Source organism: Acidisoma sp. 7E03 (assembly GCF_054665075.1).
The window spans coordinates 150,934-167,988 of sequence record NZ_BAAFHE010000003.1 but is presented as its reverse complement, the minus strand read 5'-3'; the positions used below and the strand labels follow the sequence as shown (position 1 = coordinate 167,988).

Annotated in this window: 13 protein-coding genes; 3 read left to right on the top strand and 10 right to left on the bottom strand. The window is 66.5% G+C overall.

The window, feature by feature from the left end:
* Positions 1–4: 4 nt before the first annotated feature.
* From ACYQ6W_RS06205 to ACYQ6W_RS06195, 3 genes are all read right to left on the bottom strand, one after another.
* Positions 5–1,033 (bottom strand): purine-nucleoside phosphorylase, encoded by a 1,029-nt coding sequence (locus ACYQ6W_RS06205; RefSeq protein ID WP_459674227.1) that lies wholly within the window; start codon positions 1,031–1,033, stop codon positions 5–7.
* A gap of 71 nt (positions 1,034–1,104) precedes the next feature.
* A complete protein-coding gene (locus ACYQ6W_RS06200) occupies positions 1,105–2,787 on the bottom strand; it encodes an NAD-dependent malic enzyme (protein ID WP_459674226.1) in 1,683 nt (560 codons plus the stop codon).
* 84 nt (positions 2,788–2,871) lie between these two features.
* Positions 2,872–4,041, bottom strand: a complete 1,170-nt coding sequence (locus tag ACYQ6W_RS06195) for an energy transducer TonB (RefSeq protein ID WP_459674225.1) — start codon at positions 4,039–4,041, stop codon at positions 2,872–2,874.
* 182 nt (positions 4,042–4,223) lie between these two features.
* On the opposite strand from ACYQ6W_RS06195, the gene ACYQ6W_RS06190 reads away from it, so the two are divergent.
* Positions 4,224–5,603: an ethanolamine ammonia-lyase subunit EutB gene (locus ACYQ6W_RS06190; protein WP_459674223.1), complete on the top strand. Its 1,380-nt coding sequence runs from the start codon at positions 4,224–4,226 to the stop codon at positions 5,601–5,603.
* Between the two features lie 6 nt (positions 5,604–5,609).
* Positions 5,610–6,377, top strand: a complete 768-nt coding sequence (gene eutC, locus ACYQ6W_RS06185; protein ID WP_459674222.1) for an ethanolamine ammonia-lyase subunit EutC — start codon at positions 5,610–5,612, stop codon at positions 6,375–6,377.
* A 3-nt stretch (positions 6,378–6,380) separates the two neighbouring features.
* Here eutC and ACYQ6W_RS06180 read toward each other — a convergent pair whose 3' ends face one another.
* Entirely contained in the window at positions 6,381–7,946 is a 1,566-nt protein-coding gene (locus ACYQ6W_RS06180) for a hypothetical protein (RefSeq protein ID WP_459674221.1), read from the bottom strand.
* A gap of 196 nt (positions 7,947–8,142) precedes the next feature.
* Here ACYQ6W_RS06180 and ACYQ6W_RS06175 point away from each other — a divergent pair, with 196 nt between their 5' ends.
* Positions 8,143–9,066: a glycosyltransferase family 2 protein gene (locus ACYQ6W_RS06175; RefSeq protein ID WP_459674220.1), complete on the top strand. Its 924-nt coding sequence runs from the start codon at positions 8,143–8,145 to the stop codon at positions 9,064–9,066.
* Positions 9,067–9,079: 13 nt separating this feature from the next.
* Here the strand turns inward: ACYQ6W_RS06175 and ACYQ6W_RS06170 are convergent, their stop codons facing one another.
* The 6 genes from ACYQ6W_RS06170 to ACYQ6W_RS06145 all read right to left on the bottom strand — a co-directional run bounded on the left by ACYQ6W_RS06170 (position 9,080) and on the right by ACYQ6W_RS06145 (position 17,017).
* Positions 9,080–12,355, bottom strand: coding sequence for a class I SAM-dependent methyltransferase (locus ACYQ6W_RS06170; protein WP_459674219.1), 3,276 nt, complete (start codon positions 12,353–12,355; stop codon positions 9,080–9,082).
* A 121-nt stretch (positions 12,356–12,476) separates the two neighbouring features.
* Complete coding sequence (locus ACYQ6W_RS06165; RefSeq protein ID WP_459674218.1) at positions 12,477–13,019, bottom strand: hypothetical protein; 543 nt, start codon at positions 13,017–13,019, stop codon at positions 12,477–12,479.
* A gap of 113 nt (positions 13,020–13,132) precedes the next feature.
* Complete coding sequence (locus ACYQ6W_RS06160; protein ID WP_459674217.1) at positions 13,133–14,137, bottom strand: ABC transporter ATP-binding protein; 1,005 nt, start codon at positions 14,135–14,137, stop codon at positions 13,133–13,135.
* Positions 14,134–15,102 (bottom strand): ABC transporter ATP-binding protein, encoded by a 969-nt coding sequence (locus ACYQ6W_RS06155; protein WP_459674216.1) that lies wholly within the window; start codon positions 15,100–15,102, stop codon positions 14,134–14,136. The genes ACYQ6W_RS06160 and ACYQ6W_RS06155 overlap by 4 nt, the downstream gene beginning before the upstream one ends.
* Positions 15,099–16,037, bottom strand: a complete 939-nt coding sequence (locus tag ACYQ6W_RS06150) for an ABC transporter permease (RefSeq protein WP_459674215.1) — start codon at positions 16,035–16,037, stop codon at positions 15,099–15,101. The genes ACYQ6W_RS06155 and ACYQ6W_RS06150 overlap by 4 nt, the downstream gene beginning before the upstream one ends.
* Entirely contained in the window at positions 16,034–17,017 is a 984-nt protein-coding gene (locus ACYQ6W_RS06145) for an ABC transporter permease (protein ID WP_459674214.1), read from the bottom strand. The genes ACYQ6W_RS06150 and ACYQ6W_RS06145 overlap by 4 nt, the downstream gene beginning before the upstream one ends.
* Between the last annotated feature and the right edge of the window lie 38 nt (positions 17,018–17,055).

Sequence of the window (17,055 nt, the reverse complement as noted above, 5' to 3'; positions counted from 1 at the left end):
CCCGTCACTCCTTCGGGACGCCGCTTTCCCAGTCCGGCCAATGGGTCACGATCGCCTTCACCAGCGGGTTGCCAGTGCGGTAGAGGTTTTCCAGCGCGATCATGAAGCCGCCCTGCTCGCCATAGTCGAGCAGGTTCTGCGCGTCGGACTTGCCGGGGGCCGGCCGGTCGAAATCGGAGCCCGCGCGCAGGTCGGCCACCCGGCTGTCATCGGCCAGCCCCGCCGCTGTCGCCCGCGTCAGCACCTCATAGGTCGCATTGTCCTCCTGCTGCGTCGTGCAGTAGCGCCCCTGACCGTTGGTCAGGATCCTGGTCCAGGCCTCGGCCCGCTCACCAAGCAGCGTGCCGCTCCACCAGGTGTCGCCGGTCAGTGTATCGCAGGTGAGCACGCGGGGTGGCGCATTGGCGGGGGCGGGGTAGGCGGCGCGGGCCTTCGCGGCCTCCGGTGCGTCAACCAAGGTCACGTCCTTTGACAGGGCGTAGGCGCGCGCCTGGAGGGCAGGGTTGAGCGCGAAAATCTCCGTCTTGTAGTCGAGCGGCGGCTTCTGATCGGGACCCTTGGTGTTGATGCCGGTGTAGCCGGTGGGCCAGGATTTTGGCGCCTCCCGGTCATCCAACTCCCATTGCAGGCCCCAATCCACGAGGTAGTGCGCCCAGGCCGCCGAGCCGAGGGTGCCTTCATGCGGGTTGATGCCGGCGATGCCCGCGATCAGCCAATAGGTCTTCCGCAGGTCGAACTGGTGCGAATAGACGAGGGCGGAGATGGAGGCCGCGGCATTGGCTTCCCCCATCCCGGTGGTGACGAGACAAGTACCGTCGGCCGCGCAATGCACGGCCGGATAGTCGGGGCTCAGCCCGGGCACCGTAATCGCCTGTGTCAGCGGCAGATGTTTGAGCCAGACGCCCCCTTCCGGCCCGAACATCGAGACGATCATGACCTTGACGGGAACCGGGGCCGATGCGGGCGCGGCCTGTGCCGCGCTCATCGCCAGACTGCCAACGGCGATCCCTGCCAGCCATGTCCGCAACCGCATCCTCAACCCCCGAGCAATGAAAGAGCGGCCAGTCTGCCGGCTCTTGCAGTGTCGGGGCAAGGGTTGTCAGCTCAGCCGGGGATATACGCCTGATAGGCGGGGTCCCAGATCGTCGCATCCACCCGCGCCGTAATCTCGGCCTCGTCCAGCGCCGGGATCAGCCCATCCTTGACGGCCGCGAGCCCGACGCGGATGGCGATCTGGCGTGAGACCTGGCGGACCTCGGAGAGCGGCGGGAGAAGGCGGGGCACCGTGTCTCCAGCTTGGGCGGGGGCGGCATCGGCCAGGGCGCGGGACGAGGCCATCAGCATGCCATCCGAGACCCGCGGGATGCCGAGCGCCAGCACGCCGAGGCCGAGACCGGGGAAGATATAGACGTTGTTGGTCTGGGCGATGGGGAAGGTCTTGTCGCCAAAGGGCTGGGGCGGGAAGGGGCTGCCGGTGCCGATGATGGCGCGGCCCTCCGTCCAGGCCAGCAGGTCCCCCGGCTGGGCTTCGGCCCGCGACGTGGGGTTGGAGAGGGGGAAGATGATCGGCCGCTCGGCATGCTGGGCCATCGTGCGGATGATCTCTTCACTGAAGAGGCCGGGTTGCCCGGTCACCCCGATGAGGATGGTGGGTTTTACCGCGCGCACGGTCTCCAGGAAGGAGACCTGTGGGGGGTCGCTGTGTGGAATCTGGTCGAGTTCCGCTTGGGGGCGCGCCAGCTTCTTTTGGAAGGGATAGAGGCCCTGCATGCCGTCATGCATCAGGCCGAACCGATCGACGATGTAGACCTTAGCGCGTGCCGCGGCTGGATCGGCGCCTTCCTCGATCGCCGCTGCGATCAGCTGCTCCGCGATGCCGCAGCCGGCCGAGCCACCACCGAGCACGACGATCGTCTGCTCCGGCAACGGCTTGCCGGAGGTGCGCACGGCGGAGAGTGCGGTTCCGACGACGACCGCGGCCGTTCCCTGCACGTCGTCGTTGAACATGCAAAGCTGATCGCGGTAGCGCTCGAGGAAGAGTGTCGCGTGGTCAATCGCGAAATCCTCGAACTGCAGCAGGACGTGGGGCCATTTCCGCTTCACGGCCTGGACGAAGGCATCGACGAAGTCTTCGTACTCCTGGCCCGCGATGCGCTTGTTGCGCCAGCCGATATAGAGCGGATCGGCCAGCCGTTCTTCGTTGTTGGTGCCGACGTCGAGCGTGATGGGCAGCGTATATTCCGGCGCGATGCCGCCGCAGGCGGTATAGAGGGAGAGCTTGCCGATGGGGATGCCCATGCCGCCGGCACCCTGGTCGCCGAGGCCGAGGATACGACCGCCATCGGTCACCACGATGGCGCGCACGTCTTGATCGCCAACGGAGGCGAGCATCTCGTCCATACGGTCGCGCAGCGGATAGCTGATGAAGAGGCCCCGAGGGCGGCGATAGATTTCACTGAACTTCTGGCAGGCCTCGCCCACCACCGGCGTGTAGACCATCGGCAGCATTTCGACGACGTGGTCCACCATTAGGCGGTAGAAGAGTGTTTCGTTGCGGTCCTGCAGGGAGCGCAGATAGATGTGCCGCTCGATGTCCGTGTCTTTGTTCTTGTAAGCGGCATAGGTGCGCGCGACTTGGGTCTCCATCGTGGTGACCGCCGGCGGCAGCAGGCCGTGAAGACCGAAGGCGGATCGTTCGTCTTCCGTGAAGGCACTGCCCTTGTTCCAACGCGGCGTGTCGATCAGGTCGAAGCCGCGAAGGGAAATGGTACGATCCGCTGCAGTCATCGCTTTGCGCTCCCACCCGAGCGGGCATCAAAGGAAGGTTCGGTTCGGTCCGTCAACTGTAAAACGACGTTTAGGTCTCTCGCATCACCGAATGATCTGATAATGCATCGTCGCAGTGACGGTTACGCTATCGGATTTCGAATCAGGTCCGAGCGGAGGCAGGTCGGCGCCTCGGAATAGCCCGAGCCAACTTTGGTCGAGCAATGCATAGCCGGTCGGGGTAATCATCGTCAGACCGGAGACATGGCCGGCCTTGTCGACGGTGAAGCGGATGGTCACCGAGCCTTCCTGCCCCTGTTCGCCCGCCATTTCAGGGTAGCTTGCCCGGTCATTGACCCATTGCTGCAACTCCGAAAACCAATTCTTCCCCGGAGTTCCCTGGACGGTGAGATCGCTACCGGTGTCCACCTGCATCGAGCGCGGCAATTGCATGTTCATGCCCTGCGCCGAGCCGCCACTGCCGCCCCCGTTGAAGGACATGCCGTTCATCATCAGGCCCTGCGAGAAGACGCTGCTGCGGCCCTGGCCAGATCTGCGCGCCGGCGCCGCCTTTTGCGGCGGTGGCGGGGCGGGCGGGAGAGGTGGCGGCGGCTTCGGCAGCGGGATCGGCGTGAACTCCGGCAAGGGCGGCAGATTGAGATTCACCTCTGCCGGCGTGTTGTCGGTGAGGACGGAGGGGAGGGGCACGGGGGCCGGGAGCGGCGCGGGCGTTTTCGGCGCGGCGGGCGCGGGGGGTGGTGGCGGCGGCAGATTGACCTTCGGCAATGCCGGCGGCGGCTTTGGCGCTGCGGGCACAGGCTTGGGTGGTTGCGGTTTGGGTGGCGGTGCCATCGGCTTGGGCGGGGTCAGCGGATGCGGCGGCTCCGGCGTCTTGATCTCGGGGCGTGGCAGCGGTGCAGGTGGGGGCGCCGCCTGCACCGTATGCACGGTTGGCGGGCTCGGCTTTCCCCGCGGCGCGGACGCCTGGGTGTGATTGTCCTGGCCTGCACTCTTCGGGGACGTCGGCGTCTTCGCGCCGGGTTCGAAGACCACCTGCACCCCCGTGGGCTCGGGCGGCTCCTCCGGCGTCTTGTTCGGAAAGGTGACGATCAGCGCTGCAAGCACCGCGAGATGCAGGGCGGCGGAGACGCCACCCGCAACCGCCATCCGGTTGCGCGGCGCTTCCGCCCGCCGCCGCGGCACCATGGGCGTCCGGCCCGGGCGCGGCAGGTCCCCGACGGATGAGAGTTTCGGCGTCCGCCGTGGGGTCACCATGCTGGGAGTCGGGGGCCTTTGGAATTCCGGGGACTCCGCATAGCATGCCCCGCGCCGGGCGGTAACGGCCGGGATGACGCTTTCTGTGGCGTCTGACCCGCGCCGGCGGCGCGATTCCTGCTTGGGCTTCGTCGGGTTTTCCGGCAGATCGCCGGTATCGGATCGTGAAAGGAGGGTGAGGCATGTATGCGCAGTCCGTTGGGGGCACCCGCTATGTCTTCGCCGATCTGAAGACGCTGCTGGCCCGGGCGACGCCGCACCGTTCGGGGGACGTGCTGGCCGGGGTGGCCGCCGCCTCGATGGCTGAGCGCGTCGCCGCCCAATCCGCGCTCGCCGATCTGCCGCTCAAGACCTTTCTGACGGACGTCATCGTTCCCTATGAGACGGACGAGGTAACGCGCCTCATCATCGATGGGCATGACGCCGCGGCCTTCGCACCCGTCGCTCATCTGACGGTCGGCGGCTTGCGGGACTGGTTGCTGTCGGATGCCGCGGATACGAGCACGCTCGCGGCGCTCGCGCCCGGTCTGACGCCGGAGATGGCCGCGGCCGTCGCCAAGATCTGCCGCGCGCAGGATCTCATCCTCATCGCCGCCAAATGCCGCGTGACCACCCGTTTCCGGAACACCATCGGCCTGCCCGGGCGCCTCGCCTCCCGGCTGCAGCCCAACCACCCGACGGATGACCCGAAGGGCATCCTCGCAAGCATCGTTGATGGCCTGCTGCTCGGCAGCGGCGATGCCGTAATCGGCATCAACCCCGCCTCGGACAGCCCGCAGCGGGTGCACGATCTGCTGTCCATGCTGGACGATCTGCGCCAGCGGCTGGAGGTGCCGACACAGAGCTGTGTGCTGACGCATGTGACGACGGCGATCGATCTGATGGCCCGCGGCACGCCGGTCGATCTCGTCTTCCAGTCCATCGGTGGCACCGAGGCCACCAATACGAGCTTCGGCTTCAGCCTCGCCACCCTGCGCGAAGCGCATGAGGCGGCGCTCTCTCTCAAGCGCGGCACCGTCGGCACCGACGTGATGTATTTCGAGACGGGACAGGGCAGTGCCCTCTCGGCGGATGCCCATCATGGCTGCGATCAGCAGACTGTGGAGGCGCGGGCCTATGCCGTGGCGCGTGCCTTCTCTCCCCTGCTCGTCAACACGGTCGTGGGCTTCATCGGGCCAGAATACCTCTATGACGGCAAGCAGATCATCCGCGCCGGGCTCGAAGACCATTTCTGCGCCAAGCTGCTCAGCGTCCCGATGGGCTGCGACGTCTGCTACACCAACCATGCCGAGGCCGATCAGGACGACATGGACCTGCTGATGACCGGCCTCGCCACAGCCGGCCTCACCTTCATCATGGGCATCCCCGGTGCGGACGACGTGATGCTCGGCTATCAAAGCACCTCCTTTCATGACGTTCTGGCCCTGCGCCAGATGCTGAACCTGAAGCCCGCGCCGGAGTTCGAGGCCTGGCTGGAACGGGTCGGCCTGACCGACGATGCCGGCCGCATCCGCCCGCTCGACATGCCCGAGCGCTTCCAGCACCTGCTGGCTGCCGCCTGAGGTGCCATGATGGATCGCTTCGAATCCTTACGGCGCTTCACCGCCGCGCGCATCGGCCTCCGTCGCGCGGGGCCCGGCATTGCGACGCCCGATCATCTCGCCTTTCGCGCGGCCCATGCCCTGGCACGGGATGCGGTGCATACGCCGCTCGATCTCGACGCGCTGGAAGCGAAGCTCACGCCGCTCGGCCTGCCCGTGCTGCAGGTGGAAAGCCGTGCGCCTGACCAGCAGACCTATCTGACGCGGCCGGATCTCGGCCGCCGCCTCTCCGCCTCTTCCGTCGCGGCTCTGGGCGGGCAGCAGCAGGGGCCGGACATCGCAGTGCTGGTGGCGGGCGGCCTTTCCGCCTTCGCAACGGCGAGCCATGCGGCGGATCTTCTCGCGCTGCTGGTCTCGGCCTGGCAGCGCGCCGGTCGACGCTTGGGAACCATCGCCATCGCGCCGCGCGGCCGTGTGGCGCTTGGGGACGAGGTGGGCGCGCTGCTCGACGCGCGTCTGGTTCTGGTGCTGATCGGGGAGCGGCCGGGACTGACCTCGCCCGACAGCCTCGGCGCCTACGTCACCCTCGGGCCCCGGCTGGGGCGGACGGATGCGGACCGCAACTGCATCTCCAACATCCGGCCCGAGGGCATGGCGCTGCCGGAAGCGGCACGCCGAATCCTGTGGCTGACAGACCAGGCGCTCACCCGCGGCATCAGTGGCGTTTCGCTCAAGGATGACAGCGAAGGGGCGGTGCTCGCGGGAGAGGCCCGCCCGCTGGTCGAGGGCGCCTGACGCTCAGTTGCCGCGTGCGAGCGGGCAGAGGCGAAGGGAGTTTCCGTCGATGTTGGAGAGCACGGGCAGGCAGGCGCCGCTTCGGTGCAGGTGGTAGTAGGAGAGGGTGGCGTCGTCCATGCCCTGTGCCGGGGGGTATTCCAGCCCCCAAAGCGGTCCTCCTGCGTCGCGGATGGCTACTTCGACCTGGTGATTGAGCCCGCTGTCCTGGCCTGGCTGCACGAGATTGTTGTTGGCGCCGACGAAGCGCACGGAGGGCGGCTCGAAGGCGGCGACATAGGCCATGGGCGCGCCGTCGAGCAGGATGACGAGAGCGTTCGGAGGAAGTTGTGGCGCACCCACGGTGATGGCACGCGGACTATCGGCCGGGGCACGCCCCCAATCCGGATAGACCGTGGTGCCGCACAGAAAGCCGAGACAGGCGGTACCGAACCAGACGAGCCAGGGGCGCCGCCCGGCACTATCGATTGTCCGCCAGGCGGCGACGACGGCGGCGGCCGAAATCGCTTCGAGAGGCGCCAAATAGCGAATGATCGAGAACTGTTTCTCCCAGGCGATGTAGGAAACGACAAAGAAAACCGCGAAGACCTTTGACTGCGCCGGAATTCCTCCGCGCTTCGCAAGCCAAATAGTCGCAACCATCGCCAGCATGACATAGGCGGCCGCGAAGCGCGGGTCGCGCATGGGCAGTTCCGATACGCGCGGCGTTTGACTGACCGCCCAGAAGAAGGGGTAGAAGAGGGTCTGCAGTAGACCCTGCGGCTTGAAACGGTCGTCGCTCATCGCCAGCGGCAGATAGGCGGGGGCATGAAAAATCTGGTTCAGGAAGGGAAAGAGCGGGCTGTGGAACCTCGTCCATAGCAGGAGGCACCAAGGCCCTGCTATGAGGGCGGTGCCCGCGATCCCGGCGACCGCAAAGAGGGCCATGGCTTTGAGCTTTGCGACGCCTGAGCCCAGGGGAAGTACCAGAAGTGCCGCGCAGCCTCCCACGCAATAGGAGAGGCTGGTGAGCTTGAAGCCGGCACCGATGCCGAGAGCCAGTCCGGCGAGACCGATCAAGCGCAAGGGCCGGGACGCGCCAATGGCGCGAAGCAACAGCAGGAGCCCACCTAGAACGAAGAGCCCGGGGATAGCCTCGCTGCTGGTCGTCGCAAGGGTCGGGAGGCCCGCAGCCCCGGTGCAGCCGATGGTCGCGATCAGGGCAGCGAGCGGCAGTCGGCCGTGCAAAGTGAGCGGCAAAAGGCGAGCGGTGATCAGAAAGGCGAGGAAGGCGAGGCCCGCGGTCGGCAGGCTCATCACGGCGTTGAACAGGGCAGGGTGGCCATTCAGGACATGCCGCACGCCAAAGCTGAGAAGATCGAGTTGCGGGGCCAGAAAGGTCTGGATTTGCGCGGGCACGAGATCGTAGCCGAACTTGCCGTGGGTGAGCGCAAAGGGATTGTAGAGGTGATAGTTGCGCAGATCCCAATTTGCATCGGGTCCGAGCGTTGTTGCGTAAAGCGTGAAACCGAGCAGGAAGATGACGAAGACGAAGAAAGCGGCGCGGCGTGAAACGGAGGCGTCGGTCACGTCAGGCTGATCCTGTTCAGGAGTGGGGAGCGAGATCCGGCAACGCCCATCGTGCTTTGGCACGTTTACATGCAGAGGCTCATATCCCGGCGACCATAGGCGATCAACAACGGACGCTCGGCCGATTTCCGGCCTTTCGATCGGGGCGGTAACGGGCTATCGGAAAGCTCTGCGACCAACAGACATCGCAACGAGCATGCCATCTCACATCGCTGTCCTGATCCCCTGCTACAATGAAGAGACGACCATCGCCCGGGTGGTGGCCGATTTCCGGGCTGCCCTGCCGGAGGCGGAAATCTTCGTCTATGACAACAACTCGACGGACCGTACGGCGGAGATTGCGCGCGGGGCCGGCGCGACCGTCCGCCTCGAAACCCTGCAGGGCAAAGGCCATGTCGTTCGTCGCATGTTCGCCGACATCGAGGCGGACATCTATGTGTTGGTCGACGGGGACGATACCTATGATGCGGCAGTCGCGCCGATCATGATTCGGCAGCTTGTTGACAACATGCACGACATGGTCACGGGAACGCGCATCTCCGACATCAAGGAGGCGTATCGGTTCGGGCATCGGTTTGGCAATAGGCTGCTCACGGGGCTGGTAAGGGCGATTTTCGGAGACCGGATCAAAGACATGCTCTCCGGCTATCGGGTTTTCAGCCGGCGATTCGTCAAATCCTTTCCGGCATTGGCAGCTGGTTTCGAAACTGAAACGGAATTCACAGTGCATGCCTTGGAACTCGACATGCCGGTGAGCGAGGTCGAAACGCGCTACAAGGAGCGGCCGCCCGAATCCTTCTCCAAGCTCAGCACGGTCTCCGACGGTTTCCGCATTCTCGGCATGATCCTGCGCCTCGTGAAGGAGGAGAAGCCGCTCGCCTTTTTTGGGGCGGGCGCTCTCGTCCTCGCCCTGCTCGGCATCGGCCTCGCGGTGCCGGTCTTGGTCGACTATCTGCGCACGGGCCTCGTCCCCCGCCTGCCGACGGCCGTGCTCTCGGCCAGCCTGGTGCTGGCCGCGCTTCTCTCCCTCGTCTGTGGCCTCGTGCTCGATTCTGTCGCCCGTGCGCGCAAGGAAGCGAAACGGCTGGCCTATCTGTCGGTTCGCCCCCTGTCCCACTGAGGCAGAGCGCCGCTCAGGCGCCCGGCGCCAGAATCGCCCGCACGCGCGCGGCAAACGCCTCCGGCCCATAGTCGCGACCCACGCGCGCCAGGGCCGCGTCGCGCATGGCTGTCCAGGCGACCTGCTGCTGATGCAGCGCGACACAGGCCGCGGCGAACTCTTCCGCGGTGTCGGCGACCCCGATTTCGACATCCGCTTGCCACTGCAACTGCGTGCCCATCAGCCGCGTGCCCACCACGGGCAGTCCGGCGGCGCCTGCTTCGATCACCTTTAGCGGCACGCCGGCCGCGAAATGCACCGGCGCCACGAAGACCCGCGCCGCGTCGTAGAGCGGCTGCAGGTCGGCTACGGCGCCGAGCAGACGTACACCCGGCGCTTCGAGCGCCGCATGATCTGGGTGAAGGCGGCCCACCACCGTCAACGTCGCCTGAGGCAGAAGCTTCCGGATGCGCGGCCAGACGTCGCGGATGAACCAGGCAAGACCCACCCAGTTCGGTGCATCCCGCTCCATCAGCCGGCCGATGAAGAGGAAGCCGATCCGGCTCTCCCAGGGCGGCGGGGCGGCGGCGGGGGCAATGGCGTGGCTCAAGACGTGAACCGGTGCGCCACAGCGCGCAAAGCTCTGCGCCTCCGCTTCATTGACGCAGAGGACCGCGTCCACACCCCGCGCCAGGGCCAGTTCCTCGGTGATCAGCGCTTCCGCTTCCGCCTCGCTATAGGGCTTCCCATCGTGCCGCGCTCTGGCGATGGTGCGCGTGGCGGCAAGAGCCTCGGAATCATAGATCACCCGCGCGCCCGTGAAGAGGTCCGGGTGGTCGGCCAGGTAGCCGCGGATCAGCACCATGTTTTCCGGCCGGCTGACCAGGACCACGTCATAAAAGCCGTGGCGGGCTCTCATGAAACCGATCAGCTCCTGCGGCGTCTCGGGGCTGACGATCTCGATCTCACGCGGGAGTTCGTTATAGGCGGCTTCCCAGTCCACTTCACCCAAGGCGTGCAAGGCAAAGAGCGTCACCGCCCAGCCCTGGCGCACCGCGGCGCCGAGCAGTTCGCGGGCGCGGGGATAGCCTGCGCCCGCCGTGCCGAGGGGTACGGCATTGTCGATCATCAGCAACCGCGGGCGCGGAAAGGCGGCGGCCGAGCGGGCCTGGAGGACGTTCTCCTCCGCAGGCGGTAGATGCGCGCGCCGCAGTACCTCCGCATGGCGCGACAGAAAGAGCGACTGGTTCCGCTGCATCGCAGCGGTGCTGTCCCCTTTCTTGTCTTCGCTTCCGAATTCGAAATGGTCCACGACGGCCGCTGGCTCGTAGACGACGCGATACCCCGCTTCCTGAAGGCGCAGGCAGTAGTCGGTCTCCTCGTAATAGGCAGGGGCGAAGGCCTCATCCAGGCCGCCGAGCGTCTCCCAGAGCGTGCGCGGGGTCAGCAGGAAGGCGCCCGAGCAGTAGTCGACGTCGCGGCGGAACATGGCCTCGGAGGCATCGGGTGCCGCCTCTCGCGCATAGCCCAGCGCGGTCCCGTCCGACCAGACGATGCTGCCGGCTTCCTGCAATTGGCCTGATGGCAGCAGCAGCCGGGCGCCCACCGCACCGATATCGAGCGCACCGTCGAGGGTCGCGAGCGCCGTCGCCAGCGCATCCGGGCGCGGGAACGCATCACTGTTGAGCAGCAGGATGCTGCGCCCCCTGGCCTCGGCGGCGCCTCGGTTGCAGCCGAGGAGAAAGCCCAGATTTTCTGGCGAACGGAGGATGCGCGCACCCTCAACCCGCTCGAGCAGCGCCGCCGTCTGGTCCGTCGAGCGATTGTCGACGAGGATGATCTCCAGGCTCGGCCCTTGCGCTGCCTGCAGTGCCCGCAGGCAGCGCAGCGTGAAATGGGCCGCGTTCCACAGCACGATGACGACGGAAACGTCGGGATCTTCCACCACGGGGAAGTTGATGCGCGCGTCTGAGGCGAGGAAGGCGGACAGGTCCGCACGCGCATCCGCCGTGAAGCGCTGCTTCGGGCTGGGGGGAGAAAGCGCCGCTTGGACGGCCTCCCGCGCTGCCCGCCGCGCTTTCAGGCGCCGCGGCAACTGCAGGCTAAGCGTCCACCAGAGCAGTTTGGCACCCCCCATCAGGGCGCGGCGCAAGCCTGGCCGCGCGGCCAGGCACCGGCGCCAAGGATCGGTGCGGCGCCAGAAGGTCGAGGTGAGGATGGCGTCCAGCTGCTGCCTGAGCTGGTCGCGCTCCTGCCGGAGCCCGCGCACCAGCACGGCCTCGGCATCAAGCGCTAGGAGTCTGGAGTCGCGCTGGCGTAGGGTCGCTTGCAGCGTGACGACGTGCCCTGCAATCGCATCCCGCACGGCGGCAGTACGGGCCGCGTCACGTTCATGCTCCGCCACCGCCGCGGCGAGGCGCGCATGCTGGGCTTCGGCGTTCGCGATCTCCCTCTGCGCGGCCTCTGCCGCCTCTCGGATGGCGGAGAGGTCTGCTTCCTTCCGTGCGAGTTCCCCCTCGAGATGGCGTACATGGTTCCCGAGGTCATGCACCGATTGCTGCGCATAGCCGGTCTCCACACGCGCGGCTTCCGCTTCCAATTGCAGCGAAATGGCCCGGCCCAATCGGGCGTAACTATGCCGGATCGCCGCCGCGGTGTCCTCGTTGGCAAAAAGCAATGGTTTTAGTGCTTCGGGCACTTCGGAGCCGAGGGCCAGCACACCCAGGCCGTGACCATGGTCGAACTCGAAGGCAGGGTGGCGGTCCTTCAGCTCATGCCACAGCCGCCAGACGCCGAAGCCTCGCTCGCGTACATTCACGTCATGGAAGAGCACGACGCCGCGCTCCGACAGCTTGGGGCGCCAGTTCTCGAAATCTTCCAGCACATCCTCATAGCCGTGTCGCCCGTCGATATGCAGCAGGTCGATGCTGGCATCGGGGAAATAGGGCAGGGCCTCGGAGAAGAAACCACGCATGAGCGTGGAAAAGCCGCGGTATTTGGCCTCGTTGACACGCCGAACGCTGGCGAAGACCTCCTCGCCGTAGAAGCCGGCATGGTCGTCGCCTTCCCAGCTGTCCACCGCATAGCAGGCGGTGCCGAGGTCGAGCCGCTGCACCGCTTGGCAGACGCAAAAGTAGGAAAAGCCGTTATGCGTCCCGAGTTCGACGTAGCGCCGGGGCCGCAGCGCGTCGATCAGCCAGAAGGCGAAGGGGCCATGCTCCAACCAGGCGGATTGCACCACGTCATCGGGGGCCCAAAAAGAGGCGGGGCTAAGCCAAGTCTGGGCATGGTCGTCGGAGCGGAAGAGCATGGGGCGTCGGTCGGGCACTGTTGTGCCGGTACCTCTAGCGACCGAGGGCCTCTGATGGAAGCGCAGAGACGCCGTAGGAGATTACCGCGTCGAAGCTTCGGCGCGGCAATCCCAGAGGAAGCTAGTTGTTGGAATCAGGCAAAAGCTTGATAGAAACGTTTTGGATATAATCGAGCCGCACGCGGTCCCCGCGTTTCAACTTCGCTGCAAAATGGCGCAGCGCCGGGTCACGGATCTCCATCGTCTTCTGCTCGCCCGCGCCATTGGTGAAGGTCACGCTATGCGTCGCGCGGTCGACCGTGTCGATCGTGACCTCGACCGAGACGGCAACGAAGCCGGAAGCGTGTGGCATCTGCCCGGGCGCCGCGAGCCGGGCGCCGGCCACGCCGCGCGGCGCTGGCAGGGGTTTGTCCGCAGGTGTCAGAGCCACCGCCACCGCCTCGCGGAAGGTCAGCTCCAGCCGGTCACCGGATTTGATTTCTTTGAAATTCACCATCTCCGGGCCGGCGGTGATCGTCAGCAGCCCGCCACGCGGACCGCTCAGCAAGATCTGCCGCGTCGTGCGGTCGACCGACTCGACCACGGCCACGGCCCGAACGGTCACGCCGACGGCGGTGGGTTCGGGGGCTGCGGCATGGGCGATCGGGCTGGTCAGGCCAAGCACCAGGCTGCCGGCCGCGGCCAGAAGAGTGAGACGGAGGGACATGGCGACACTCGCTTCTGCTGTGTCGTTACACACTGCAGAAACGCAACGTTCTCCGGAAGAGCGCTTCTTGCTCAGGCGGCCTGCGCCACCGTCGCGGGTGCCGTGACATGACAGGCAGCGGCGTGACCGGGGGCCGTTTCGGCAAGCGGCGGCGTCTCCACCGCGCAGCGCGCGATGGCGAGCGGGCAGCGCGTTCGGAAGCGGCAGCCGTCTCCCGGGTTCACCACGCGGGGCGGCTCGCCCGTATCAGCGGCGGAGAGGGTGATGGGCGCACGGGGATCGGGCACGGCGGAGAGCAGCAGGCGCGTGTAGGGATGCATCGGCTGGTGCAGCACCGCCTCCGCCGGTCCGGTCTCCACCGCGCGGCCGGCATACATCACCAGGATGCGGTGGGCGACATAGCGAGCGCTTGCGATATCGTGCGTGATGTACAGAAAGGAGATGCCCTGCTCTGCGCAGAGGCGCGCCATGAGGTTGAGCACGCCGATGCGAATGGAGACGTCCAGCATCGAGACCGGCTCGTCGGCCAGCACCAGGCGGGGTCGATAGGACAGGGCCTGGGCGAAGCCGATGCGTTGCCGCTGCCCGCCGCTCATCTCATGGGGATATTTCGCCAGAACCTGTCGGGCGGGCGACAGGCCGACGATCTCCAACACCCGGACAGCTTCCGCCTCCCGTTCCGCCGCAGTGAGGTCCGGCCGGTGGAGGACGAGGCCGCGCTCCAGCAGGTAGCCGATGGTATGCACCGGGTTGAGCGAGGCGAAGGGGTCCTGCAGTACCATCGGCACGGCCCCGCGATAGGCGAGCAGATCGGCGCGGCTGCGGATGGTGCTCAGCGGCTTGCCGCGGAAGCGGATCTCGCCGCCCGTCGGCTCGTAAACCTTGGCGAGAAGGCGGGCGATGGTGCTCTTGCCGCTGCCGCTCTCGCCCACCACCGCAAGGATCTCGCGCGGATGCAGGGTGAGGTCGAGGTCGTCGACCGCGTGGAGCTTGGCCTGGCTGAACAGGCCGCCGATGCGGAAATGCCGGGTCAGACCTCGCGTTTCCAGCAGCGGGGCGTCATCCGTCGCGCTCATGCGGCGCTCCCTTCGAACAGCAGGCAGCGGGATCGGGTTTCTCCGCTCGGGTAGAGTGCCGGCTCGATCTCCGCGCAGCGCGGCATCACCTGGCTGCAGCGGGGGCGAAAGCGGCAGCCACTTGGCAGGGCCGTGAGGTCGGGGGGTGCGCCGGGAATGCCGACGAGCGGCACCTTGGGCCCGTAGACCGAGGGGAAACTGTCCAAAAGGCCGCGGGTATAGGGATGCTGCGGGGCGGCGAAGAGTGGGCGCGTCGGCCCGATCTCCACGATCTTGCCGGCATACATCACCGCCAGTCGGTCCGAGAAATGGCCGACGAGCGACATGTCATGCGTCACGAAGATGACCGCGAAGCCAAGCTTCTTCTGCAACTCCTTGATCTGCACCATCAGCGACCGCTGGGCGACGACGTCGAGCGCCGAGGTCGGCTCGTCCATGACGATGAGGTCGGGCGAGAGCAGCAAAGCCATCGCGATCATCACGCGCTGGCGCATGCCGCCCGAAAGCTGGTGCGGAAAGCTCTTGAGATGCACGGCGTCAATGCCGACGAGGGCAAGCACCTCGCGGCCACGGGCCTGGATGGCGGCGCGATCGCGCTTGCCATGCGCGCGCATCGCATCTTCGAATTGGGCAGCGACGGTTTTCACCGGGTTGAGCGCGTTCATGGCGCTCTGCATCACCACGGAATAATCCCGCCAGCGCAGCGCGCGCAGTGCCGTGCCACGCAGCTCCACCATGTCGCGGCCCTTGAAGCGTACGGCGCCGGAGATAAGGCGCGCCGGCGGGCTCAGCAGCTGCGCGATGGCAAACAGCATGGTGGACTTGCCGCAGCCGGACTCGCCGACGATGCCGAGGAACTCGCCCCGCCCGAGCGTAAAGCTCACATGGTCCACGGCGCGCGCGGCCAGGTCGCCGGTCTCGTAATCGACGACGAGATCCGAGGCCTCGAGGATGGTCTCGCTCATCGTGCCGCATCCCCTGCGGTGCGGCGGGGGCGACGGCGTTTGCGTGTAGGCTTGAGCACGGGGTTGCTGATCTCGTCGAAGGCATAGTTGAGCAGGGCGAAGGCGCCGCCGAGCATGGCGATGCCGAGACCAGGCACGATGGCCCAGAGCGGGCTTCCGGCCTGCAGCGCTTCGTTGTTCTGCGCCCAGTAGAGCATGGTGCCCCAGCTGTTCGTATTAACGTTGCCGAGGCCGACGAACTGCAGCCCGGCGGCGGTGAGGATGGCGTAGACGGAGGCGCCGAGAAAATTGGCGACCAGAAGGGAGACCATGTTGGGCAGGATCTCATGCGTGATGATTCGCCAATTGCGCTCGCCGCGCAGCTTCGCCGCCGTCAGGAACTCCCGATGCCGCAGCGACAGAACCTGCGCGCGCAACTGCCGCGCGCCGTAGGACCAGCCGGTGAGCACGAGGACGGCGATGACCATCAGGTTGCCTCCGCCCTTCGAATAGGCTGCGAGCACGATGACGAGCGGAAAGGCCGGGATGACGAGGAAGACGTCGGTCAGCATGGAGAGCAGCCCATCCGCCATGCCGCCCAGGAAACCGGCCGAGACGCCGATGATGGCGGAGAGCAGCGTCGACAGCAGGCCGGCGACGACTGCGATGACGAGGGATTGCCGCGCACCCCAGACGAACTGCGCGAAGATGTCCTGCCCGTAGGAGGTGGTACCGAGCCAGTTCTGCGCGGACGGTCCCTGGCCCGGCATGAAGACCTCGGCATTCGGGTCCCCCGGCGCGATGAGGTTCGGGATCGCCGCCATGACGATGCAGATCGCGAGCAGCACGGCGCCGACCATCGCCTTTCGGTTGCCGAGAATGGCGCGGCCGAGGCGACGCAGCGCGCCGAGGCCGGGCAGGGGGTGCTTCCGCACCGCGTCCGCCGACGCGTTCATGACCGCCCCCGCGTGCGCGGATCGAGCAGCAGCGTCACCCCGTCGACGACGAGGATCGCCAGCAGCACGGCCAGAGTGATGAAGAGAAAGAGCGTCTGCATGAGGGGGAAGTCCTCGTTCAGCACCGCTTGCAGCATCAGATAGCCGACGCCGGGATAGGAGAAGACGTATTCGACCAGGATGGCGCCGCTGACGACGAAGCCGAGCGACATGCCGAAGCCGGAGAGATTGGGGAGGATCGCGTTCCGCCCTGCATAGTCGAACATGATCCGCGCGGAGGAGAGGCCCTTGGCGCGGGCCATGCGCACGTAATCCTCGTTCAGCGTCATGATCATGTTGTTGCGCATGGTGAGGATCCAGCCGCCGATCGAGGTGAGCACGATGGTGGCGGCGGGCAGCACGGCGTGGCGGATGACATCCCAGATGAAAGCGGCAGACAGGGTGATGGGCGCGCCATTCGTATAGCCGAAGCCGAGGGGAAACCAGTTCAGGGTGATGGCGAAAATCAGAATCGCGAGCAGGCCGATCCAGAAATAGGGGAAGGCGGAGAGGATGATGAAGAGCGGCGGCAGGATGCTGTCGAAGAGACCACCGCGCTTCCAGGCACCGATCATGCCGATCACCGTGCCGAGGATGAAGGCGATGATGGTGGTGACGCCGACGAGACCAAGCGTCCAGGGCAGTGCCGTGAAGACGACATGCGAGACGCTCTGCGGAAAGAAGGTGAGTGAGCGCCCGAAATTGCCGGTGAAGCTGTTGCCCAGGTAGCTCACATACTGGCCGAGCAGGCTTTCACCCGAATTCACGCCGAAGGCGACCTCCATGGCATGAAGCGACTGGCCGGCGAGACGGCCATGGAAGCGCGCCATCATGGCCATGGCGGGATTGCCCGGCATCAGCCGCGGCAGGAAGAAATTCACCGTCATCGCCGCCCAGAGGGTGACGAGGAAGAAGCCCAGTCGTCGCAGGATATAGCGCATCTACGCGAATCTCATCTGGCCTGGCGGAATTGATGTCG

What these genes read in the sequence shown, in the direction of transcription:
- ACYQ6W_RS06205 (WP_459674227.1), bottom strand. Translation starts at nt 1,033, where the DNA reads ATGCGGTTGCGGACATGGCTGGCAGGGATCGCCGTTGGCAGTCTGGCG.
- ACYQ6W_RS06200 (WP_459674226.1), bottom strand. Translation starts at nt 2,787, where the DNA reads ATGACTGCAGCGGATCGTACCATTTCCCTTCGCGGCTTCGACCTGATC.
- ACYQ6W_RS06195 (WP_459674225.1), bottom strand. Translation starts at nt 4,041, where the DNA reads ATGGTGACCCCACGGCGGACGCCGAAACTCTCATCCGTCGGGGACCTG.
- ACYQ6W_RS06190 (WP_459674223.1), top strand. Translation starts at nt 4,224, where the DNA reads ATGTATGCGCAGTCCGTTGGGGGCACCCGCTATGTCTTCGCCGATCTG.
- eutC (WP_459674222.1), top strand. Translation starts at nt 5,610, where the DNA reads ATGATGGATCGCTTCGAATCCTTACGGCGCTTCACCGCCGCGCGCATC.
- ACYQ6W_RS06175 (WP_459674220.1), top strand. Translation starts at nt 8,143, where the DNA reads ATGCCATCTCACATCGCTGTCCTGATCCCCTGCTACAATGAAGAGACG.
- ACYQ6W_RS06170 (WP_459674219.1), bottom strand. Translation starts at nt 12,355, where the DNA reads ATGCTCTTCCGCTCCGACGACCATGCCCAGACTTGGCTTAGCCCCGCC.
- ACYQ6W_RS06160 (WP_459674217.1), bottom strand. Translation starts at nt 14,137, where the DNA reads ATGAGCGCGACGGATGACGCCCCGCTGCTGGAAACGCGAGGTCTGACC.
- ACYQ6W_RS06155 (WP_459674216.1), bottom strand. Translation starts at nt 15,102, where the DNA reads ATGAGCGAGACCATCCTCGAGGCCTCGGATCTCGTCGTCGATTACGAG.
- ACYQ6W_RS06150 (WP_459674215.1), bottom strand. Translation starts at nt 16,037, where the DNA reads ATGAACGCGTCGGCGGACGCGGTGCGGAAGCACCCCCTGCCCGGCCTC.
- ACYQ6W_RS06145 (WP_459674214.1), bottom strand. Translation starts at nt 17,017, where the DNA reads ATGCGCTATATCCTGCGACGACTGGGCTTCTTCCTCGTCACCCTCTGG.